The following is a 20,118-nucleotide window of genomic DNA, read 5'->3' on the forward strand; positions in this document are numbered from 1 at the left end:
ACGCCGCCATGCCGGCGGGCGCCTTGGTCCGGGCTCGTGGCGTCTCACCCGTGCCGGCTCGAAGCCCGCCGGGGCTACCGCCGCCTGCCGCCGCGCGCTAGCCTCGCGCCATGCCGGCCCCTCCCTTTGCCCGTCGAGAGCCAGAAGATGAGTGAAGACATCGCCTTCAACCGCAGCTTCGACGTGCCCGCCGGCCGGGTGGATCAGGTCTCCCCGCTGGTGCGCCGCGTGGTGGCGCCGAATCCGTCGCCCTTCACCTTCACGGGAACGTGCTCCTACATCATCGGCCGCGGCCAGGTGGCAATTCTCGATCCCGGTCCGGATGATCCGGCCCATGTGGCGGCGCTGCTCGATGCCGTGCGTGGCGAGGAGGTGACCGACATCGTCGTCACCCACACCCATCGCGATCATTCCCCTGCCGCCGCCGCCATCCAGGCCGCCACCGGCGCCCGCACGGTGGGCGAGGGGCCGCACCGCGCCGCCCGGCCGCTGGCCATCGGCGAGGTCAACCCGCTCGACGCCAGCGCCGACATGGCATTCCGTCCCGATCTCGTGATCCCCGACGGCGAAACCCTCGCCGGCCGCGGCTGGTCGCTGACGGGCATCGCCACCCCCGGCCATTGCGCCAACCACATGGCCTTCGCCCTCGCCGAGGACGACCTCGTCTTCTCGGGCGACCATGTGATGGCCTGGGCGACCTCCATCGTCGCCCCGCCGGACGGCGCCATGGGCGACTACATCCGCTCGCTCGAAAAGCTCGCGACCCGCACCGAGAGGCTGTACCTGCCGGGCCACGGCGGTCCGGTCACCGACGCGCCGGCCTTCGTGCGCGACTATCTCGATCATCGCCGCGCCCGCGAGGCCGCCATCCTGCGCGCCCTCGACCGCGACGTGGAGACCATCCCCGATCTGGTGCGCGGCATCTATATCGGCCTCGATCCGCGCCTCGTCGGCGCCGCCTCCCTCACGGTGCTCGCGCATCTGGAGCATCTGGTGGCGAGCGGGCGGGTGGTGACCGACAGCGAGATGGCCGCCATGTCCGGCCGCTTCCGCCGCGCCGCCTGATCCGGAGGCCCGGGCATGTGCGGCCGCTTCGTCCAGCACCAGCCGCCCGCCTTCTATGCCGCCGAGTTCGGTGTCGACCCGGCGCTCGCCGCCCTGCCCAACGCGCCGCCGCGCTACAATGCGGCGCCCACGCAAGACCTGATGGTGCTGCGCCGCCATCCGGAGACGGCCGTGCGCCACCTCTCGCTGCTGCGCTGGGGCCTCGTGCCCTCGTTCGCCAAGGACGCATCGGGGGGCGCGCGACTCATCAACGCGCGGGCCGAGACTGTTGCCGAAAAGCCATCCTTCCGCGCCGCCTGGCGGACCCGCCGCTGCATCGTGCCGGCGGATGGCTTCTATGAATGGGCGCGCGGTCCGCACGGGCGACAGCCGTTCTTGATCGCCCGTGCCGATACCCGGCCGCTGGCCATGGCCGGGCTCTGGGAGGGGTGGAAGGACCCGGCCACCGGCGCGTGGCTGCGCACCTTCACCATCCTCACCTGTCCCGCCGCGCCGCGGCTGCGTCCGCTCCACGAGCGCATGCCGGTGATCCTGCAGGAGCAGGACGTTACGGCATTCCTCGAGGATGCCGACCCGCGCGGGTTGCTGCGCGCGTTGCCGGATGCGGAGTTGCAGCTGTGGCCGGTCTCGCCGCGCGTGAACGGCGTGCGCGATGACGACGCCGGCCTGATCGAGCCGTTGCCGCCCCCGGAGGCAGCCGCCGCGCGGCTGCTTCTCGACCCTGCGCACCCGGCCGGAGCAGCGGGCGGATAGGGTCCGGGCCGGCGGTGCGCGGTGCCCCCCGGCCGGCGAGGGCGCAGCCATCTGCCGTGGTGCGAATGCGGTGTGTTGTAACGCTTCTCGCCCGGCCTTACGTGTGTCCGGCACTTGCAGTGCGCGGCCTTGCGGTGCGCGGCCTTGCGGTGCGCGGCCTTGGCCCATCCGCGGCGACGCCCGGCACCGGCGCGGGACCCGAGGGATGGCGCCGGCCGGGGTCATCGCACCGATTCTTCCCCGAGGGGACCGGCCGGCGGCCGCCCCCGACGGGCTGGACCTCAGCGGCGGCGGCGTTCGGCGGCGAGGTCGGCCATCAGCGATTCGATCCGCTGCGCGTTGGTGCCGAGATCGTGAATGCCGTAGCGGGCGGCCGATCGCACATCCACCCGCGCGCCCTTGGGCGTCGGGCGGATGCGGATGGAGACGTTGGAGCGGAAGCCCATGATGGGCGAGACCGCAACCGCCTCGATCTGGCCGTCGCGCCGGGTGCCGCGCGGAGGCACGGCGTCGAGGATCTGCCAGTGCCGCTTCTGCACCAGCGCCAGCACGGTGTTGAACGCCTCTTCCGGCGTGGCGGTGAGGTCCACCGGCTTGATGCCGGGATAGGCCATGCGCTGCTGCGCCGCCGCGTCCGTGCCGGCGTAGCGCAGGGCGTTGGCCTCGCGCGGGATGGCGAGCGCGAGCGCGCGGAAGCGCGGCGGGTCGGCGGGATCGGTGACGATGTCGGTGAGGCGCGGCAGCATCATGCCGCGCGCCAGCACCGCCGCCGGCCCGGCCAGCACCAGCGCGGCGATGGCGACCGCCGCCATGGCCCGGCCGATGCCGAGCCACCCCGTCTCCCAGGTGATGAAGAAGGCGACGGTGCCGAGAATGCCGGCGATCAGCGCCAGCGCCAGCCCGGTGCCGAGCGTGACGATGGCGAGCTGGAACTCCAGGAAGCCCGTGCGATAGAGCAGCGCCGCCAGCGCGACCACCGGCAGCGAAAACAGGGCGAGGCGAAAGCTCCACCGCGCCAGGGGGGAGAAGCGCTCCTCGGTATAGAGCCGGCGTCTGATCATTCCATCCGTCCGCGCGCGGGCGTGCCTTGTGGGTTAGACCGCGTTTTCGCGCGCCGGGGAAGAGGGATCGGCGCGGAACGGGGCGAGGGCGTGGGGCAGGTCGTCGATGCTGTCCACCACGAGATCTGCATCTGCGATCAGCTCGTCCACCGGCGCCGGCCCGCTGCGCACCAGGATGAAGCGCGCCCCGGCGCCCCGCGCGGCGGACAGATCGTGCGGGCTGTCGCCGATCACCGCCATGCTCGCGGGCGGATGACCGAAGCGCTCGGCGAAGGCGGAGACCATGCCGGGTCCGGGCTTGGAGCCGAAGCCGGAATCATAGCCGTGGATGGCATCGAGCAGCGGCAGCAGGCCCAGCGCCTCGGCCTGGCGGCGGGCGCCGTCCTCCCCGTCGTTGGTGACGATGCCGAGCCGGAAGCCATCCGTGTGAAGGCGCGCGAGGGTGGCGCGCGGATTGCCGATGGGAGTGAGGCTCGCGAGCCCCTCCTGCGCGAACAGCGCATCGATGAGGGCGAAGAACTCCGGCGTCGCCGGCCGGCCGATGGCGTGCGCCCAGAGCGGGCCGTAATGGGCGGAGGAGCCGGAGACCAGCGGCGAGGTGAACAGGAAGCGCTCCTCGTCCGGCAGATAGTGGCTCACCGCCTCCAGCCGCGCGAGGGCGCGGGCGTCGCCCGCCGCCAGGGTGCGCATGACAGCGCCCGCCGCCGGCCCCCATGTGCGGTCGAAATGGACGAGGGTGCCGTCCTTGTCGAAGAGCAGGGCGGAAAGTGCGTGCATGGTCGGCCCGGTGGAGCGGGCGCGGCCCGCCGGAAGGGAGAAGGCGCCGGCCATCGACCGGGCAGCCCTGCTTCTCTACTATCACGCTCCATGCGTGCGCGACGACCTTCTCCGTCCGGCTGTTTGCCGGAGACCGTTTCCGCCGGGCGCCGCCGCGCGCCGGTGTCCTCTGGCGTCTCGCCGGGCGCGCCCCTTCGTCCATACCTGCGCCCATCGCTGGGCTCGTCCCTGGGCTCGTCCCGGGGCGCATCGCTGACCGCCTCGCCGGCGGCCTGCCTTGCGGCGTCCCTCGGGCTCGGCCTGCTGGTGTCGCCGGCGCTGGCCGCGCCGCAGGAGGCGCCTCTGCCGCAGCGCAAGCCGCCGGCGGCCGCCGCCGCTCCGTTGCCGCCGGCCCGGGGCCCCGCCGGTAAGGCCATGCCCTTGCCTCCGGCCCGTCCGGCCGAGATCGAGGAGGCGCGCGAGGCAGAGGCGCAGGAAGAGGAGCAGGAGCAGCAGGCGCAGCAGGCGGAAGAGCCACCGCGCGCCGCGCCGGCGATGCGTCTCGCCGCCCGGACCGACACGCCCCCGCTGCCTGCCCGTCGCCCGCCCGGCCGGGCCATGCCGCTGCCGCCGGCGCGCCCCGCCGAGATCGAGGAGGCGCGGGAGGCCGAAGCACAGGAAGCAGAGCAGCAGGCGCAGCAGCCCTCCGGTGTTCGCCTCGCCGCCCGCACGACCGCCCCCGAGCCCGCGCCGGCCCCCGCGTTCGCCCCGTTCGCGCCACCGCCGGCCGCCGAGCCCGCGCCCGACACCGCGGCGCCCGCGGCGGAGCCCGCCGGCCTGCCGGCGGTCTGCGCGGCGCTGGTGGAGGAGGGGGCCATCCTTGCCGATCTGGACAAGAGCATTCCCCGCAAGGGCAGCTGCGGCCTTGCCGAGCCGGTGCGTCTCTCCGGCGTGCGGCTGGCGGATGGCTCCATGGTGCCGTTGAAGCCGGCCTCCATCACCAATTGCGCGGTCGCCGCGCAGATGGCTGCCTGGGTGCGCGAGGAGGTGGCGCCGGCCGCAGCCACGCTCGGCGCCGCCGTTACGGCGGTGCGGGTGGCCGCCTCCTACGACTGCCGGCCGCGCAATCGCATTCCCGGCGCACGCATGAGCGAGCACGGGCTCGGCAACGCCATCGACGTGGGCGGCATCGAGCTCGCCGACGGGCGGGTGCTGCGGGTGGAGAAAGGCGGGCTGCCGCCGCGCCTGCGCGCGGTGATGAAGGACAGCGCCTGCCGCCGGTTCACCACCGTGCTGGGGCCGGGGTCGGACGGCTACCACGAGGACCACATCCATGTGGACCTCGCCCAGCGTCGGCTCGACATCCGGCTCTGCCGCTGGAACCTGGATGCGGGAGCCCCCGTTGCCGCGCGCAAGGACAAGCCCGCGCCCGGCAAGCCCGATGGCGCCCCCACCTCCGCTCACCCGCCGGAGACGGAAACGGCGCCCACCGAAGCGGCCTCCGAGCCGGCCGGCGGCTCCGGCAGCGCCAAGCCCTGACGCGGAACGGGCGGTGTGCGCGGCATGGCCGGTCCGCTGCGGGCAAGTGCCCCTTCGGAAGGCCACGGGCGAAGATGGCACGCGACAGGCCGGAGGCGGCGCGCGCGCCGTGTCGCCGGTCCGCTTCAAACGCGGCACGAGCAAGTCCCAAGTCGTGACAATAAGCCGGCAAATGGAATGCTTCGCGCGCTTGGCCTCACTCGGTCGCGCTCGGTGTCGATGCCCCGCACGCGGGGTCACCTAAGCTACGACGCGCACCGCGGGCGTCGCCGCCCTGCCATTCAGAGCGGGCGGGACCGGGCCGATCAGCACGTTCCGTGAGCCGGCAAAGTGCGGCACCCGAACGCCGCCCACCGAATCCGCCGGCGGCGCAGCAGCGGAGCCGGCACCCGGGCCCCTCGGCCTGCCGCGTGCCCGGCTCCGGCGCCCGGCCCCGGCGCGCGGACCGCGCCGGGTCCTGCGCATTGGCATCGCCCACGAGGGCGGCGGGGCGAGCGGCACGGTGGCGCGCCGCAGGCTCGCCGGAATGCAAAAAGGCGCGGCCGGAGCCGCGCCTTTTGAACATCAGGTCCAAGCCGGAAAAGGGCTCAGAGCACCACCACCTCGGCGCCCACCGGGACGCGATTGTAGAGGTCGATCACATCCTCGTTCAGCATGCGGATGCAGCCGGAGGAGATGGCCTGGCCGATATATTCCGGCTGGTTGGTGCCGTGGATGCGGAACAGCGTGTCCTGGCTGCCCTGGTAGAGATACAGCGCGCGGGCCCCCATGGGGTTGTGCGGGCCGGGCGCCACGTAGGACGGCAGGCCGGCGATGCGCTGGTGGATCTCGGCGGTGGGGGTCCAGCTCGGCCATTCGGCCTTGCGGCCGACCTTGGCCTGACCGCGGAAGGCGAGGCTTTCCTCGCCCACCGTCACGCCGTAACGGATCGCCTTGCCGTTGGCCTCCACGTAGTAGAGGAACTTGTTGGGCGTATCCACGACGATGGTGCCGGGCTTCTTGCCCGTCGGATACTCGACGATATGCCGGGCGAACTGTCCCGACGGCTTCACATTAGGATAGGGAGCTTGCGCGAGGAGCTGCTTGTCCTTGGGCTTCAACGCCGAATCCGACGTCGGCGCATAGGTTTCAGACATGCAGCCGCTCAGCATGAGACCCGCAAGCAGAGCTCCAACAGCCCGCCACATCATATCCAGCCTCTTTTACTGTGCCCTTGTCAGACAAGGAGGAATCGATCCCGCTGGTTCTGAATTAACCCAATGTCCGCCATGCTTGAAGAGACCAGCGCCATCGACCCGGTTGCTTGTGCGAAAGCGTTGCAGAAATGCCGCACCGCGTGCCGTTTCGTCAGGTGCTTTGGAGTTTCTCAAGCATTTGGGCGCCTACTCCTCCTATGACCTTGGAGAAGTCGCATCGGCTGCACAGTTTTGACGCAGTTGAACGCCACTTCTTTAAGCGTCACGCGAAGGTGCCGCAACGTCGCTAAGTGCACCGTACAGGAGTAGGACATGTCTACCGAACAGCCCACGAAGGAGCTCAGCGCCCGGGCGGAATCGGATCTGCAGCGTCAGGCCCAGAGCAAGCAGTGGCGGGAGATCGGCATCTCCGCCGTCGCGGCTGCGGCCCAGCAGGCGAGCGAGAAGCGCACTGCCGAGGCGAAGGGCGCCAATGGCGAGAACCGGGTCGTGACCCTCAAGGACATCGACTTCCTCGCGGCCTGATCGCCGCCGCAGCCTCCCGGTCCCGGCGCGGGGCCGGCCGGGTGGTGCGTTCCCCTCGCGCCGGTGCTGGGCTAGAAGAGCCGCGCCGGCCACGCGGGGGATAAGCGGATGATCGTTGCCTACGTCTTCAGCGACGGAGCCCTCAGGGCCATTCCGGTGGCCGAGGGCCCCATTCCGGCCGAGGCGGTCTGGGTCGACCTGATCTCGCCCGTGGACGCGGACGACGCGCGCGCCGAAGCCTTCGCCGGCATCTCCGTGCCGACGCGCGAGGAGATGGGCGCCATCGAGCAGTCCAGCCGCCTCTATCTGGAGGATGGCGCGCGTTACATGACGGCCTCGCTGCTGTGCGGGGCCGACACCGAGGTGCCCGTCATGATGGCGGTCACCTTCATCCTCACCCGCGGGCGGCTCATCACGGTGCGCTACAACGAGCCGCGCGCCTTCCCGGCGGTGGCCGGGCGGCTCGGCAAGATTTGTCCGGGCGGCATCACCGGCGAGGCCATCCTCGTCGCCCTGCTGGAAGCGGTGGTGGACCGCGCCGCCGACGTGCTGGAGCAGATCGGCGTCGACGTGGAGCGCATCTCCCGCCGCATCTTCGAGCGCGGCCAGACCGGCGAGAACGCCAACCAGCGCTACCGCGCCATCCTCTCCCACATCGGCCGCAAGGAAGGGCTGGTCTCCTCCGCCCGCGAGAGCCTCGCCTCGCTGCAGCGCCTGCTGTCCTTCCTCGGCACCGCCACCGACGGCGCGGACGTGGGCAAGGACGCGCGCGCCTCCATCAAGTCCATGAGCCGCGACGTGTCCGGCCTCTCCGACTATGCGGCCTTCATCGGCGACAAGCTGCAGTTCCTGCTGGACGCCACCATCGGCATGGTGAGCCTGGAGCAGAACAACATCATCAAGATCTTCGCGGTGCTCTCGGTGGTGCTGATGCCGCCGACGCTGATCGCCTCCATCTACGGCATGAACTTCCAGAACATGCCGGAGCTGGGATGGACCTATGCCTATCCCACCGCGCTGGTGGCCATGGTGATCTCCGGCATCCTGCCCTACGTCTTCTTCAAGTGGCGCGGCTGGCTCTGACGCTGCGCCTCACACGTGCTGGCCGCCGTTGATGTGGATCTCCGCCCCGTTGAGGTAGGAGGAGGTCTCGGTGCACAGCACGTAGATGATCTTTGCCACCTCGTCGGGGGTGCCGAGCCGCTGCATGGGGATCTGCGCCACGATCTTCTCGGTGCCCGGGGAGAGGATGGCGGTGTCGATCTCCCCCGGCGCGATGGCGTTCACGCGGATGCCCCGCCGGCCGAAATCGGAGGCCATCTCCCGCGTCAGCCCCGCCAGCGCCGCCTTGGAGGTGGCGTAGGCCGCCCCGGCGAAGGGATGCACCCGCGAGCCGGCGATGGAGGTGACGTTCACCACCGAGCCCTGCGCCTTCTCCAGCTCCGCCGAGAGCCCCCGCGCCAAGATGATGGGGGCGAAGAAATTCACCTGGAACACGTCCACCCATGTCTCCAGGTCGGTGTCGAGGGTGCCGAGCCGCGCGCCGCCCTCGCCCTTGGGGGAGATGGCGGCATTGTTGACGAGGGCGTGCAGCATGCCGTCCGGCAGGCGCCGCTTCACCTCGGCGATGGCGGCCTTGGTGCTGGCGGGGCTGGAGAGGTCCACCTGAAGGTGGTCCTCCGGCCCCGCGCCCCACGGGCACTGCTCCGGGAACGGGTGGCGCGAGCAGGAGATGACGCGCCATCCGGCGGCCGAGAAGCGCTTGACGGTGGCGTGCCCGATGCCGCGCGAGGCGCCGGTGAGCAGCATGATGCGGGGCGGCGCATCTGTCCCGGTTGATGTCTCGGCGGTCATGGGAGGTCACCTTCCGGCGGAAAGGGCATGGGCCTGCCTTGCACCACCGCGCGGGCGCAAGGTCAAGGCAAGCCTCTTCGACGATACCCGGCAGACGATGCCCGGCAGACGATACCCGGTCGGAGCCGGCTCAGGGATAAAGCCGCGTGCGGGTCCAGGCGTCGCCTTCCCCGCCGCGGCGGAACACCACCCGGTCATGCAGGCGGAAGGGGCGATCATGCCAGAACTCGACGGCCACGGGCACGATGCGGAAGCCGGTCCAGTGGGGCGGGCGCGGCACCTCGCCGAGCCCATAGCGCGCGGTCGCGGAGGCCACCGCCGCCTCCAGCGCGAACCGGCCCTCCAGCGGGCGGGACTGGGTGCTGGCCCAGGCGCCGATCTGCGACAGGCGGGGGCGGGTGGCGAAATAGGCGTCGGCCTCCGCGTCGCTCACCTGCTCCACCGGGCCCCGCACGCGCACCTGCCGGCGCAGCGACTTCCAGTGGAACACCAGCGCCGCCTTGGGGGTGGCCGCGAGCTCGCGGCCCTTGGCGCTGCCGGTGTTGGTGAAGAAGACGAAGCCGCGCGCGTCCAGCCCCTTCAGCAGCACCATGCGGGCGTCCGGCAGGCCGTCCTCGTCCACGGTGGCGAGCGTCATGGCGTTGGGGTCGTTGGGCTCGCTCTTCTCGGCGTCGGCCAGCCACTCGGAAAACAGCCGGAAAGGCTCGCCGGCCTGCGTGAAATCACTGCTTGTTAAGGTGTTCTGGGCTTCCATGCTCGTGCTCGTCGTCATGTGGGAGCCCCTCGTGCCTCGCCGTTCGCGCGCCGCCTCTGCGGGTAGCTGCCAGTCCTTATATAGAAGCGCGGCCCGCGGGCGCGAAGGCCTTCGACGCATGGTCGGCGCGGGGCTTGTGGTCGCGGCCGCGACGCTGCTCGCCGGCTGCGCCTCGGTGGGCGCCATCGAGGACGAGCCCGTCATCACCGGCTCAATCCGCGCCACCCCGGCGTCCCTGAAGGAGCCGGCCGGCGAAGCGCCCAAGGGCATCACCGCCGGCGACTGGACCCAGGCCAAGCTGGCGCTCGACCAGGCGCTGGCCGCCCGCAGCCAGGACGTCTCCGTGCCGTGGGACAATCCGGAGACCGGCGCCCGCGGCACCGCCACCCCGGTGGGTGCCGCACGGGCCGGCGGGTGCCGCGATTTCATGATCTCGCTGGTGGACGGCAAGTCCGCCGATCGGTGGGTCCAGGGTGAAGCCTGCAAGGCCAAGAGCGGCACCGTGCTCTCGCAGGTGCGGGTGCTCGGACGGGCCTGATCGGCCGCCGCGACCGGCATCGCGCGCGGCGCAAGATCCGCGCCAGCGGAGCCGTTGCATTTTTCCGGGCGCGAACCACATCTTAAGGTGCGGCCGGCCGCTGAGCGCCGGCCGGCGAGGTGATTTGAATGCGTGATCCTTACGACGTCCTCGGCGTTTCCAGGACCGCCGACGAGGCCGAGATCAAGCGCGCCTACCGGCGGCTGGCGAAAAAGCTGCACCCGGACGCCAATGCGTCCGACCCCAAGGCCCAGGACCGCTTCGCGGAACTGAACACGGCCCACGAGATCCTGTCCGACAAGGAGAAGCGCGGCCAGTTCGACCGCGGCGAGATCGACGCCGAGGGCAAGCCCCGCGCGCCGGAATTCACCGGGTTCGGCGGGGGCGGCGGACGGCGCGGGCCGGGCGGCTTCTCCGGCTTCGACGGCGACACCATCTTCGAGAGCTTCTCCTTCGGCCCCGAGGGCGCGCGTCGTTCCGGCGGGCGCGGGGCGGCCGGCGGTGGCGGTGGCTTCGAGGATATCGGCGACATCTTCGGCTTCGGCCGGCAGCGGCGCTCGGCCGGCGGCGGCTTCAAGCCGCAGCCCGGCGCCGACATGGAGATCACCCTTCCCGTCTCCTTCGAGGAGGCGACCGAGGGGGCCTCCAAGCGCGTCGGCCTGCCCAACGGCAAGCAGATCGACATCAAGATCGCGCCCGGCACCCGCGAGGGGCACCGGATGCGGCTGAAGGGGCAGGGCGAGGCGAGCCCCATGGGCGGGCCCGCCGGTGACGCCTACGTCACCATCTCCTACGCGCCCCATGCCCTGTTCGAGCGCGACGGCGACGACCTGCGCCACACGGTGGACGTGCCCCTGCCCGACGCCGTGCTCGGCGCCAAGGTGCGGGTGCCCACGCTCGGCGGGGCGGTGGAGCTGGCGATCCCGGCCTGGACCTCCGGCGGGCGCACCTTCCGACTGCGGGGCAAGGGCCTGCCCAACGCCACCGGCGGGCACGGCGATCTTCTGGTGCGCACCAACATCGTGCTGCCGAAGTCGAAGGACGAGAACCTGGAAAACCTCATGAAGCAGCTGCGCGAGCAGGCGGCCTGAGCCGCCCGCCCGCCGGCGCGGCGCCGTGTCCCCGATTGGTCGGGTTTCCTCCCGCCGCAGCGCACACTAAAGTCCGCGCCGCACAACAACCGGGGAAGCGCCGATGTTTCTGGAACTGCAGAACCTCTTTTTCGAAGACCTCACCGTTGGCCGCACCGAGCGCATGTCCAAGACGGTGTCGTCCTCGGACATCGTGGGGTTCGCCGAGCTGACGGGGGACCGCAACCCCATCCACCTGTCCCAGCATTTCGCCGCCAAGACCCCGTTCGGCGGCCGCATCGCCCACGGCCTCTACACCGCCAGCCTGATCTCCGCCGTGCTCGGCACCCGCCTGCCCGGCCCCGGCGCCGTCTATATCTCCCAGACCCTGAACTTCCGTGCCCCCGTGCGCATTGACGACACGGTGGAGGTGGAGGTGCGCGTGGTGGAGCTGGTGCCCGAGCGGTTCCGCGCCCGCCTGTCCTGCTTCTGCACCGTGAAGGGCGAGGTGGTGCTCGACGGCGAGGCCTGGGTGAAGGTGCCGTCTTCCGCCACCGCCAAGGTTGCACCGGTCTGACGGCTCGGCCACGCTGCCCGCCGGCACATCCGGCGGGAGGAGCGCGGCATGTTCGAATCGGCCCAGTTTGAGCACCGGCTGGACAAGGCCGCCTTCAAGGCCCTGGAGCCCAGCCTGCGCGAGGATCTGCTGAACGCCCAGTTCCAGCTGATCGACCAGAAGCGCCGCAGCCTCATCGTGCTGATCCACGGCCCCGACGGCGCCGGCAAGGGCGCCGTCCTCAACCGTCTGTACGGCTGGCTCGACGTGCGCAAGCTGCAGACGCTGACCTTCGACATGCCCTGCGCCGAGGAGGACCGCCCGCCCTACTGGAAGTACTGGCGCGAGCTGCCCCCGTTCGGGCAGATCGGCATCATGCTCGGCTCGTGGTACCACGCGCCCCTCTGCCGCCGCGCGCTGGGGGAGATCGGACGGGGGCAGTTCCTCGCCGCCCTTCAGGAGATCCAGCGGTTCGAGGCCATGCTCCACGCGGAAGGCGTGAGCCTCCTCAAGATCTGGCTTTATCTCGATGCGGACGAGGCGCGCGCCCGCCTCAAGGGCCTGAGCAAGGGCGAGGCCGAGCGCCCGGTGGTGCGCGAATGGGCCGAGCTCGAGGGCAACGGCGCGCGCAAGCGCCTCGCGCTCGCCAGCGAGGACGCGGCCCGCGCCACCTCCACGGAGATCGCGCCCTGGCACGTGGTGCCGGCCGCCGACGGCGAGTATCGCGACGCCATGGCCGGCAGCTTGCTGCTGGAGAAGCTGCGCGCCATGGGGCAGGAGCCGGAGCCGGCCTCCCAGCCGCTCGCGCCCAACCCGACCCGAGTGCCCGGCCCTTTGCCGCCCTTCTCCATCCTCTCCACCCTCGACCTGACGAAGAGCCTGCCGGAGGAGGAGTACGACACGCGCCTTGCCGAGGCGCAGAGCCGCATCACCCGCCTCACCAATTCGGATGCCTTCCGCCGCGCCGGGCTGGTGGTGGCGTTCGAGGGCTCGGACGCGGCCGGCAAGAGCTCCACCATCATGCGCCTGCGCCGCGCGCTGGACCCGCGGCGCTTCCGCGTGCATCCCATCGCCGCCCCCACCGACGAGGAGCGCGCGCGGCCCTATCTGTGGCGCTTCTGGCGGCACATCCCCGCCCATGGGCGCACGGTCATCTTTGACCGCTCGTGGTACGGCCGGGTGCTGGTGGAGCGGGTGGAGGGCCTGTGCGGTCCGGACGACTGGGGCCGCGCCTACGGCGAGATCAACGATTTCGAGGCCCAGCTCTCGCGCGCGGGCTATGTGGTGGTGAAATTCTGGCTGGCCATCAGCGAGGCCGAGCAGGCCCGCCGCTTCGAGGAGCGCGAGACCATCGCCTACAAGCGCTTCAAGCTGACGCCGGAGGACTGGCGCAACCGCGAGAAATGGCCGCTCTACGAGGCCGCGGTGACCGAGATGGTGGACCGCACCTCCACCCGCGAGGCGCCGTGGACGCTGGTGGAGGCGGAGGACAAGCACTTCGCCCGGGTGAAGGTGCTCACCACCATCGCCGACCGGCTGGAGGCGGCGCTGGGGTGAGCCCGTCCCCCCGCGTTCACTCCGCCCCCCACACCTCGCCGGGATGGAACGCGCGGAAGCGCGTCGCCGCGATGCCGGCCGAGGCGAGCGCCTGCGCCAGCGCGCGGGGCGGGGCATCCTGCGCCTCGTCGGTGAGGCGGAAGGTGCCCCAGTGGATGCCGAGCGCCTGCTCCGCGCCGGTGTCCTCCAGGATGCGCACCGCCTCCTCCGGATTGGTGTGCTGGGGCGCCATGAACCAGCGCGGCTCATAGGCGCCGATGGGGATGAAGGCGAGGCGCGGCGGGCCGAAGTCGCGCCGCACCGCGCGGAAGATGGCGCCGGTGCCATAGCCGGTATCTCCGGCGAAATAGATCAGTCCTGCCGGCGTGCGCAGAAGAAAGCCGCCCCACAGGGCGAAGCGGCGATCGCGCACGCCCCGCGCCGACCAGTGGTTGGCGGGATGGATGATTGCCTCCACTCCGGCGCCGAGGTCGAAGCCCTCGCCCCAGTCGCCCGTGGTCACCTGGAGCCCCGGCCCGGCGCCGCGCAGCACCACCTCGTTGCCGAGCGGCGTCAGCACCCGTGGCGCGTGGGTGCGGCCGAGCCGGCGCAGGGTCGGCAGGTCGAGGTGGTCGTAGTGATTGTGCGAGAGCAGCACCCAGTGGATCGGCGGCAGGTCCTCGAAGGCGATGCCCGGCGGCGTGAAGCGCTTGGGGCCGGCGAACGGCAGCGGGCTCGCCCGTTCCGACCATACCGGGTCGGTCAGGATGTTGAGCCCCGCCACCTGGATCAGCACGCTGGCGTGCCCGACCATGGTGGCGCGGATGCCCTCGCCGACATGCGCGGGGGGCGTGTCGACGCGCGCGTGCATCGGCGGATCGGACGGCCAGACGCCGCGCTGCACCTTGCTCCGGCGCCAGCGCATCAGGTCGGCGGCGGTCTTGTCGGTGGAGGGATGGTCCGGATTGAAGAAGCGGCGGCCGTCGAAATGGTCGGTCGGCGGGCCGAGGTGATAGGGGCGGGGCGCGAGGAGGCGGGGCATTCGGGTCCTGTGGTCGGGCGGCAGGCGGCCGGCGGTCGGCGGGCGGGGCCGGGCCCTTGCGCCTTCCTGCCGCGCGGACACGGCGGGAACGTGGCGCTGCCCCGGCTTGGCTCCGGCCAGGGCCGGCCGGGCGGTGGCCTGCACGCGCCGTCGCCCGTCGTCACGCGCGTTCGACCGACGGTCCTTCCGCCGGGGTCGTTTCCGCATCGGCGAGGCGGGTCGCGACCATGACGCCCTTGTGGAACTCGGCTTCGTACGTCACCTCCTCGCCGACCCAGTCCGGCAGGGGCACGTTGACGTCGTAGCGCTCGATCTCCACCTCGGCCAGGATCACCCCCTCCAGCAGGCCGTCATAGACGTCCACCTCCCAGATGAAGCCGGCGTGCGGCACGAAGAAGCGCGTCTTCTCGAGCACGTGGTCGCAGTAATGGTCCATCATCCGCTCGGCATCCGCGCGCGGGATCTCATACTCGTACTCGGCCCGCACCCGGCCGACGCGCTTGGATTTCACCGCCAGGGTGGCGCGCTGCTCGCCGATGCGCACGCGGATCTTGGTGCCGTCCCGCCGCGCGATGAGGCCGTCACGCAGCCGCTCGCTGCGCGTCACCTGCGGCCGCCAGGCGTCGCTGACGACCTTGAACTTGCGCTCGATCTCCAGACCCATCCGATCCGTCCCGCGCCGCACGACAGCTGCCGCGACGCCGCGGAAGGGAGCGCGGTCTGCGCCGCGGGTCAAGAGCCTGATGTGGAAAGCGATGGCTGGGGCGCCTGGATCCCCAGCCGTCGCGCTCCCTTGTCGTTTCAGATCAATAAGATCAGTTGGTTATGACCCACCGATGTACTAGAATGATGTACTAGAACGAAGGGCTGTGGTGGTACGAAATGGCGCCAAGGGCGGGTTGGCTGAAGCGTAGGGTGAACGTCTGGTGGTTTCAGATCGCGGTCCCCGTGGCGGTGCAGCCCGCTGTCGGGAAGAAGATGGTTGCCGAGAACCTGAAGACGGCCGACAGGCGTCTGGCTCAGCATCTGGCGCTTGAAAGGGCGGCTCATTGGAAGCGGCAGTTCGACCTGCTCCGGGCGTCGGAGGTGGAGACACAGCCTCCCCATGTCGTCTTTGAGGAGGTGGTCCAGCGCATCAGCTGGCTCAAGCAGAAGTTCCGCGATCCCGCCGATCTGGACGAACAACTGGACCTCCTCTGGGATGGCTATGCCGATCCCGAGGCGCGCCGTCTCGGCGTGGGCGAACTGAGCGAGACCGATCCGGAGGAGGTCCATCCGGAGGTGGCGGCTGCGCTGGAAGCGATCAAAGCGGCGCGGGCGGGCGAGGTGGAGGCGTCTGCCGAGTTTCGCGCGCCGTTCTCTGATCTTTCCGCACGCTACATCGCCGACATTCAGCGGGACACGGCGAACCGTCGGACCATGCAAACCATCTCCCAGATGGAAGCCGTCTTTCGCCTGTTTCGGGACCACATCGACAACAAGCCCCTCGCCACAGTGAAGGGCAAGGTGGTCGCCGCCTTCTTCGACAAGGTGAAGCGGCTTGACCCTAACTGGGGCCGGTCGCCGGACACGAAAGGGCGGACCCTCGATCAGTTGCTCGCCTCCTATGCGAAGGCGGGCGGCAAGGTGCTCAGCAGCCGGACCCTGAACCGCTACGTCTCTTCGTTGAACGGGTTGTGGGAGTGGGCGGACAGCAGGGGGGAGGTGTCGGGCAAGAACCCCTTCTCCGGCCACTGGACCAAGGTGAAAACCCGGAGAAACGCCCACGCCCCGTGGACAGACGAGGCGCTGAAGGTGGTGCTGAGCTTGCAGTCGAACCCTGGGAGCGAGGGCAAGCCAAACCCTCTGTATTGGCTCCCCCGCATCGCCCTGCTGTCAGGAATGCGCCTGAACGAGATTTGCTCGCTGGAATGGGCGGACGTGCAAACGGCGGAGGGCGTGACCTATTTCGACATTCCCGAGGGCAAGACGGAAAGCAGCGTTCGCGTCGTGCCAGTCCATAGCGCCTTGGCCCCCTTCCTCGACCTGTGCCCCCGGTCCGGCTTCCTGTTCCCCAATCTAGTGCCGGGTGGCCCCGATAAGAAGCGCGGGTGGAACATCGGCAAGAAGTTCGGGCGGGTCACGCTCGCAGCGGTCAAGGCCGGTTCACTCACGGCCGAGCAGCGCTCCACCTTCCACGGCTTCCGCAAGAACGTCGCCCAGGCATTCGAACGCCACCGCATCGCCGAGACGGAGGCGGCTCAGATCATCGGCCACAAGAAGCCCGGCATGACCTACGGAGTGTATTCGCCGAACGGGCTCAGGATCGAGCAGAAGCAGGGGCTGGTGGAGTTGCTGAGGTTGCCCAGCGGGCCTTGAGCGAGGAATTTCCGACCGATCCGAATATTTTAAGTTTGCGCGCCCGGAAGCTAGCGGACTGATGGGCGACCATGCTTGGAGAGAGCCGTGTCGGCTTCTCCATGCAAAGTGTGACATCTTGATTTTAGGGTGGCGTCCTGCTTGCGGCAAGCGTCGCGTGTTCTATAAAGTGAAGGCCGCCTCAATTGCTTGGCGTGTGGGTGGCCTGTGCTCGTGAGTCGGGGGGCAAGTAGGTAGAATGGCTTTGCGACCTAGGCCCGTCCACGTTCTCATTGATTGGAATAGCGAGCTTCGAGCATTGTCGCGTGCTGGTGGCGGCGAAGGAGCTGAGGTTGCCCGCCGAGCGCTTAAGATAATCTGCCGTCGTGTCGGCAAGTGGCTTCATGGCGAGGCAAAAGACGAGGCATTTTTCCTATTTTTGCGAGTCTACCACGGTTGGCGCAAGGGCTTTCAACCGACAGGGCGACGAATGGCGTTGGAGGCTGCAAGAGTTTATAATCCGGACAACCCTGAGGACCGCGGGCTTAGCGAGTATTCTCCGCGTCCATCTCAAGTATTGAGGGAGTTGGAGTTCGGAGATCGACTTTTGGGCGCGAGGGATGTTAGGCTCTGTGGGGTGCGTCGGGATCATCACCTGCCTAGCACTTTTCAAAAAAATCCAGCCGGAGTCCTTGGGGAGAAAATGGTGGATACGGCTTTGGTTTCTGATCTGCTCTATCTTGCTTTCGAGGATGATGGCAGCTGGCTTGTTGTCGTGGGCCAAGATGCAGATCTTGTCCCGGGCGTTCTCACCGCGGAAGGGCTGCTGCATGGCACAAATCGCCGTGTGATTTTCCTTGCTCGTGGTGGTATTAACAATAGCAACCCGATGATGACGGAATTAATATGTCGTCGCTAAGCCTTTCTCACGAGGACCTCGCACCATTCGCAGACCTAGGGACATCGATCGCGATAGATGGCGATCGCTTCCTTTTGACACGGAACGGTAGTCGAATTCAGATCGAGAGGCAGGGTTCTGGTTACGCCGTTACGACCTCGGACGGTGACATCCAGTGCTACGCCAATGCCAGTGCCGTGCTCTCGGACGCCGAGTTTGCTGACCTTCGAAGGATTGCAAAAAATCAGACGGTTCTGCTCTCTCCTGAACGTATTGAGGGGCGTCCCGTCCCTGTCAAAAGTCAAATACAGTCTATCGTTGGAAGCTGTTCTATTTTTTCAACGGATGAAGATCCGTGGACCGAGCTTAGTCTGTGGTTAAGTAAACAACAGCAATCTCAGAGTCCAGATGGAACGGACCTTCTTCTAATCGATGGCCCTGCGGGCGTCGGAAAAACGACTATCGTCCGTGAGGCAGCTCTCCTGCGTGCCGAGAGATACGACGGATCGGTTCCTTTAATCCTTCAGATTGCGAGCCGCGGGCGCGTCCTCCAAAACATTTCAGACTTAATTGCATTTGCCTTGCAAGATGTCAGGTCAAATCTGACTATAAATCAATTGCTATCTCTGATGCGCCATGGGATGATTATTCTAGCTATTGATGGATTTGATGAGCTTTCCGATCCGAATGGTTTCGAAACGGCTTGGAGCGGACTGAATAATATCATAGGTGGTGTTCGTGGTCGGGCGGCATTTATCCTTGCCGGACGAGAAACGTTCGTGTCGACGGACTTAATACAGCGGCAGCTGAAGTCCTTCGATGGCACTCGCGACAGGCTCGCGGCCCTTTCCATTGGCGACCCGGACCCGAGCGCGGCGCGGGATTGGCTGCTCCGTCAGAAAGGCTGGAGCCGTGAACTGCTGAGTGGGGAGTTTGTTGAGCCAATCTTCGACGAAGGCTCCTATGCCCTCCGTCCTTTCTTCCTTGATGTGATCGCGCGAGAGCCCGATGCGCTGTCGAGCAAAGCCCTGCCCGCTCCCGACCTATTGAGCTATCTAGTTGATATTATGACGGAGAGGGAGGCTCAGAAATTTGTTGAAGTTCTCGATCCCCCGAACGGGAGCGAGGCAGCCAGCAAATACCAAATCTACGTCGGGCGTTATTTGGAAGAGCTGGCCCGCGATTTGGCTGAAAATCAATCCGAGGCAATTTCTGAGGACGCTCTTGACCTACTTGCGGCGGTCGCTGCGTACGGCCTGTTGCCTGACGATCAGGTGGCAGCTGTCGTTCAGCGCGCTCGGACTGTGGTATTTCTAGCCAATGACCTTCGTGCAGGTCATGTTCGTTTTGCCCACGAACAATTGCTGCAGCACTTTCTCGCGCGCGAAGCCCTGCGGTCGGTGGGCGATGGTGAGATCCCCCGGTATGTGCGACGTAACCTTTTTGGCCGCGAAGCCCTGGAAGTCTTTGCCAATGTGGCAATGGGGCGAGAGGAAGAGGCTGGGCGCTTTCTGTCGGCAGTTCGGGTGAACCTAGCCAAGCCCTCGCGTGACCGTACCAATACAAATCTTGCGGTACTTGGCGTTGCGGCTGCTTGTGCGACTGCGCCTGAGAATGCGGATCTGCGGATACAGGGTATCGGGATCAACGAGATGCATTTCCCATTTGCGGCGCCCAACGGAATTGCCATTCGAGATACGACTATCAGCATCTTACACGCTGCGAGCGCGGACCTTAGTCGAGTAATATTTGAGGATGGAGTTCATATCAACACGCTCGAAATTGATCGGCAAACGCTGCTTCCCGAATTTATGCCATTACCGCAGATACTCGTCCATCCTAGAGGGACGACGGCAAATAAAAGTCACATCAGAGAGATCCTTTCGCCAGACGGGGACCAACAGAAGCCAGGAGAATTTGATTGGCCGGAGGGCCTTGCTGATCTCCTGGGCCGAATTGAGAGGTACAGAACATTTTGGCTGCGCGCTAACATTGATGAAGCGGATCCGCCTGGAAGACGGATTATCACACACCCCGATTGGGCTTCAGTATATAATGCCTTGTTTGAGCTAGGTCTAATATCCGTTCAGTCCCGTCCTGCTTCCGGGGCGCCATCCGTCTTTGTGCACTTCCGCCAGAACGAGGAGCTGTTGAAAAATGCAGATCTATATCGCATATTAACGACTTAGTCGTTGACAAGTTTGTTGCCTGTATCAATCGACCAAGGAGTGGGACGTGTCTGGTATCCATGGTTTTATCATCTAGCCTGGGCGTTTAGTTGTGTGATATTTGGATCGATTAACTTCAGGGGGCCAAATATTGGCTTTTCCAAGTCATTTGATGGCGTGATGACCTTGAGCCACGATGCTCGATGGTGCTCTCCGGCGGCCTTGCTGGGTTCAAAAATTCAGTCTGATTTGCGGCGACACTGGTCCCCCCGCGCCGCAATCAGCAGCCCCCCTTCGCCCCCTCAGTATGGGAAGGCGGTAGTTTCGATCTACGCCTCACGGGGGCGTCCTTGAGCCAAATCCCATGGTCCAATAGACCCCGCCCATGCGGACGCGTCCGGTGACGCTCGCGATTGTGTCCAATAGGATAGGGCTTGACATTTTGGACAGTCCCGACTCTCATCTCTAGA

At 67.9% G+C, this 20,118-nt stretch carries 19 protein-coding genes; 12 read left to right on the plus strand and 7 right to left on the minus strand.

What is annotated here, in order from left to right:
- Nucleotides 1-147 precede the first annotated feature (147 nt).
- Both V5F49_RS13200 and V5F49_RS13205 read left to right on the plus strand, forming a co-directional pair.
- Nucleotides 148-1,065, plus strand: coding sequence for an MBL fold metallo-hydrolase (locus V5F49_RS13200; protein WP_394117353.1), 918 nt, complete (start codon nt 148-150; stop codon nt 1,063-1,065).
- 15 nt (nt 1,066-1,080) lie between these two features.
- Complete coding sequence (locus V5F49_RS13205; protein WP_394117352.1) at nt 1,081-1,818, plus strand: SOS response-associated peptidase; 738 nt, start codon at nt 1,081-1,083, stop codon at nt 1,816-1,818.
- A gap of 281 nt (nt 1,819-2,099) precedes the next feature.
- Here the strand turns inward: V5F49_RS13205 and V5F49_RS13210 are convergent, their stop codons facing one another.
- A complete protein-coding gene (locus tag V5F49_RS13210) occupies nt 2,100-2,879 on the minus strand; it encodes a DUF1499 domain-containing protein (RefSeq protein WP_394117351.1) in 780 nt (259 codons plus the stop codon).
- Between the two features lie 33 nt (nt 2,880-2,912).
- Nucleotides 2,913-3,656 carry an HAD family hydrolase gene (locus V5F49_RS13215; RefSeq protein ID WP_394117350.1) on the minus strand — a complete coding sequence of 248 codons (744 nt, stop codon included), beginning with the start codon at nt 3,654-3,656 and terminating at the stop codon, nt 2,913-2,915.
- A gap of 414 nt (nt 3,657-4,070) precedes the next feature.
- On the opposite strand from V5F49_RS13215, the gene V5F49_RS13220 reads away from it, so the two are divergent.
- Entirely contained in the window at nt 4,071-5,174 is a 1,104-nt protein-coding gene (locus V5F49_RS13220; RefSeq protein ID WP_394117349.1) for an extensin-like domain-containing protein, read from the plus strand.
- A 587-nt stretch (nt 5,175-5,761) separates the two neighbouring features.
- Here V5F49_RS13220 and V5F49_RS13225 read toward each other — a convergent pair.
- Nucleotides 5,762-6,364: a L,D-transpeptidase gene (locus V5F49_RS13225; RefSeq protein WP_394117348.1), complete on the minus strand. Its 603-nt coding sequence runs from the start codon at nt 6,362-6,364 to the stop codon at nt 5,762-5,764.
- A 318-nt stretch (nt 6,365-6,682) separates the two neighbouring features.
- Here V5F49_RS13225 and V5F49_RS13230 point away from each other — a divergent pair, with 318 nt between their 5' ends.
- Together V5F49_RS13230 and V5F49_RS13235 are read left to right on the plus strand one after the other, a co-directional pair.
- Nucleotides 6,683-6,895: a hypothetical protein gene (locus V5F49_RS13230; protein ID WP_394117347.1), complete on the plus strand. Its 213-nt coding sequence runs from the start codon at nt 6,683-6,685 to the stop codon at nt 6,893-6,895.
- Between the two features lie 108 nt (nt 6,896-7,003).
- Nucleotides 7,004-7,978: a magnesium transporter CorA family protein gene (locus V5F49_RS13235; protein WP_394117346.1), complete on the plus strand. Its 975-nt coding sequence runs from the start codon at nt 7,004-7,006 to the stop codon at nt 7,976-7,978.
- 9 nt (nt 7,979-7,987) lie between these two features.
- On the opposite strand, the gene V5F49_RS13240 is transcribed toward V5F49_RS13235, so the two are convergent.
- Nucleotides 7,988-8,704, minus strand: a complete 717-nt coding sequence (locus tag V5F49_RS13240) for an SDR family NAD(P)-dependent oxidoreductase (protein ID WP_394117383.1) — start codon at nt 8,702-8,704, stop codon at nt 7,988-7,990.
- Nucleotides 8,705-8,879: 175 nt separating this feature from the next.
- Nucleotides 8,880-9,521, minus strand: a complete 642-nt coding sequence (gene pdxH / locus V5F49_RS13245) for a pyridoxamine 5'-phosphate oxidase (RefSeq protein ID WP_394117345.1) — start codon at nt 9,519-9,521, stop codon at nt 8,880-8,882.
- Nucleotides 9,522-9,621: 100 nt separating this feature from the next.
- On the opposite strand from pdxH, the gene V5F49_RS13250 reads away from it, so the two are divergent.
- From V5F49_RS13250 to pap, 4 genes are all read left to right on the plus strand, one after another.
- Nucleotides 9,622-10,041 (plus strand): RT0821/Lpp0805 family surface protein, encoded by a 420-nt coding sequence (locus tag V5F49_RS13250; protein ID WP_394117344.1) that lies wholly within the window; start codon nt 9,622-9,624, stop codon nt 10,039-10,041.
- A gap of 128 nt (nt 10,042-10,169) precedes the next feature.
- Entirely contained in the window at nt 10,170-11,132 is a 963-nt protein-coding gene (locus tag V5F49_RS13255) for a DnaJ C-terminal domain-containing protein (protein ID WP_394117343.1), read from the plus strand.
- Between the two features lie 103 nt (nt 11,133-11,235).
- Nucleotides 11,236-11,688 (plus strand): MaoC family dehydratase, encoded by a 453-nt coding sequence (locus tag V5F49_RS13260; RefSeq protein ID WP_394117342.1) that lies wholly within the window; start codon nt 11,236-11,238, stop codon nt 11,686-11,688.
- Between the two features lie 48 nt (nt 11,689-11,736).
- The gene (pap, locus tag V5F49_RS13265) at nt 11,737-13,224 is read left to right on the plus strand and encodes a polyphosphate:AMP phosphotransferase (RefSeq protein ID WP_394117341.1); all 1,488 of its coding nucleotides are present in this window, start codon (nt 11,737-11,739) and stop codon (nt 13,222-13,224) included.
- A gap of 16 nt (nt 13,225-13,240) precedes the next feature.
- Here the strand turns inward: pap and V5F49_RS13270 are convergent, their stop codons facing one another.
- Both V5F49_RS13270 and V5F49_RS13275 read right to left on the minus strand, forming a co-directional pair.
- Nucleotides 13,241-14,245 carry an MBL fold metallo-hydrolase gene (locus V5F49_RS13270; protein WP_394117340.1) on the minus strand — a complete coding sequence of 335 codons (1,005 nt, stop codon included), beginning with the start codon at nt 14,243-14,245 and terminating at the stop codon, nt 13,241-13,243.
- A gap of 160 nt (nt 14,246-14,405) precedes the next feature.
- A complete protein-coding gene (locus V5F49_RS13275; protein WP_394117339.1) occupies nt 14,406-14,909 on the minus strand; it encodes a CYTH domain-containing protein in 504 nt (167 codons plus the stop codon).
- 251 nt (nt 14,910-15,160) lie between these two features.
- On the opposite strand from V5F49_RS13275, the gene V5F49_RS13280 reads away from it, so the two are divergent.
- The 3 genes from V5F49_RS13280 to V5F49_RS13290 all read left to right on the plus strand — a co-directional run bounded on the left by V5F49_RS13280 (nt 15,161) and on the right by V5F49_RS13290 (nt 19,669).
- On the plus strand, nt 15,161-16,603 hold the full coding sequence (locus V5F49_RS13280; protein ID WP_394117338.1) for a tyrosine-type recombinase/integrase: 1,443 nt from the start codon (nt 15,161-15,163) through the stop codon (nt 16,601-16,603).
- A gap of 682 nt (nt 16,604-17,285) precedes the next feature.
- Nucleotides 17,286-17,501: a hypothetical protein gene (locus V5F49_RS13285; RefSeq protein ID WP_509210689.1), complete on the plus strand. Its 216-nt coding sequence runs from the start codon at nt 17,286-17,288 to the stop codon at nt 17,499-17,501.
- Between the two features lie 176 nt (nt 17,502-17,677).
- Nucleotides 17,678-19,669: an NACHT domain-containing protein gene (locus tag V5F49_RS13290; protein ID WP_509210690.1), complete on the plus strand. Its 1,992-nt coding sequence runs from the start codon at nt 17,678-17,680 to the stop codon at nt 19,667-19,669.
- Nucleotides 19,670-20,118 lie beyond the last annotated feature (449 nt).

The sequence above is a fragment of the Xanthobacter lutulentifluminis genome (assembly GCF_043194675.2).
In the GTDB taxonomy this organism is placed as follows: Bacteria; Pseudomonadota; Alphaproteobacteria; order Rhizobiales; family Xanthobacteraceae; genus Xanthobacter.

Excerpts from the sequence above, each read along its gene's own strand:
- V5F49_RS13200 (WP_394117353.1), top strand. The coding sequence starts at position 148 with ATGAGTGAAGACATCGCCTTCAACCGCAGCTTCGACGTGCCCGCCGGC.
- V5F49_RS13205 (WP_394117352.1), top strand. The coding sequence starts at position 1,081 with ATGTGCGGCCGCTTCGTCCAGCACCAGCCGCCCGCCTTCTATGCCGCC.
- V5F49_RS13210 (WP_394117351.1), bottom strand. The coding sequence starts at position 2,879 with ATGATCAGACGCCGGCTCTATACCGAGGAGCGCTTCTCCCCCCTGGCG.
- V5F49_RS13215 (WP_394117350.1), bottom strand. The coding sequence starts at position 3,656 with ATGCACGCACTTTCCGCCCTGCTCTTCGACAAGGACGGCACCCTCGTC.
- V5F49_RS13220 (WP_394117349.1), top strand. The coding sequence starts at position 4,071 with ATGCCCTTGCCTCCGGCCCGTCCGGCCGAGATCGAGGAGGCGCGCGAG.
- V5F49_RS13225 (WP_394117348.1), bottom strand. The coding sequence starts at position 6,364 with ATGATGTGGCGGGCTGTTGGAGCTCTGCTTGCGGGTCTCATGCTGAGC.
- V5F49_RS13230 (WP_394117347.1), top strand. The coding sequence starts at position 6,683 with ATGTCTACCGAACAGCCCACGAAGGAGCTCAGCGCCCGGGCGGAATCG.
- V5F49_RS13235 (WP_394117346.1), top strand. The coding sequence starts at position 7,004 with ATGATCGTTGCCTACGTCTTCAGCGACGGAGCCCTCAGGGCCATTCCG.
- V5F49_RS13240 (WP_394117383.1), bottom strand. The coding sequence starts at position 8,704 with ATGCTGCTCACCGGCGCCTCGCGCGGCATCGGGCACGCCACCGTCAAG.
- pdxH (WP_394117345.1), bottom strand. The coding sequence starts at position 9,521 with ATGACGACGAGCACGAGCATGGAAGCCCAGAACACCTTAACAAGCAGT.
- V5F49_RS13250 (WP_394117344.1), top strand. The coding sequence starts at position 9,622 with ATGGTCGGCGCGGGGCTTGTGGTCGCGGCCGCGACGCTGCTCGCCGGC.
- V5F49_RS13255 (WP_394117343.1), top strand. The coding sequence starts at position 10,170 with ATGCGTGATCCTTACGACGTCCTCGGCGTTTCCAGGACCGCCGACGAG.
- V5F49_RS13260 (WP_394117342.1), top strand. The coding sequence starts at position 11,236 with ATGTTTCTGGAACTGCAGAACCTCTTTTTCGAAGACCTCACCGTTGGC.
- pap (WP_394117341.1), top strand. The coding sequence starts at position 11,737 with ATGTTCGAATCGGCCCAGTTTGAGCACCGGCTGGACAAGGCCGCCTTC.
- V5F49_RS13270 (WP_394117340.1), bottom strand. The coding sequence starts at position 14,245 with ATGCCCCGCCTCCTCGCGCCCCGCCCCTATCACCTCGGCCCGCCGACC.
- V5F49_RS13275 (WP_394117339.1), bottom strand. The coding sequence starts at position 14,909 with ATGGGTCTGGAGATCGAGCGCAAGTTCAAGGTCGTCAGCGACGCCTGG.
- V5F49_RS13285 (WP_509210689.1), top strand. The coding sequence starts at position 17,286 with ATGGTGGATACGGCTTTGGTTTCTGATCTGCTCTATCTTGCTTTCGAG.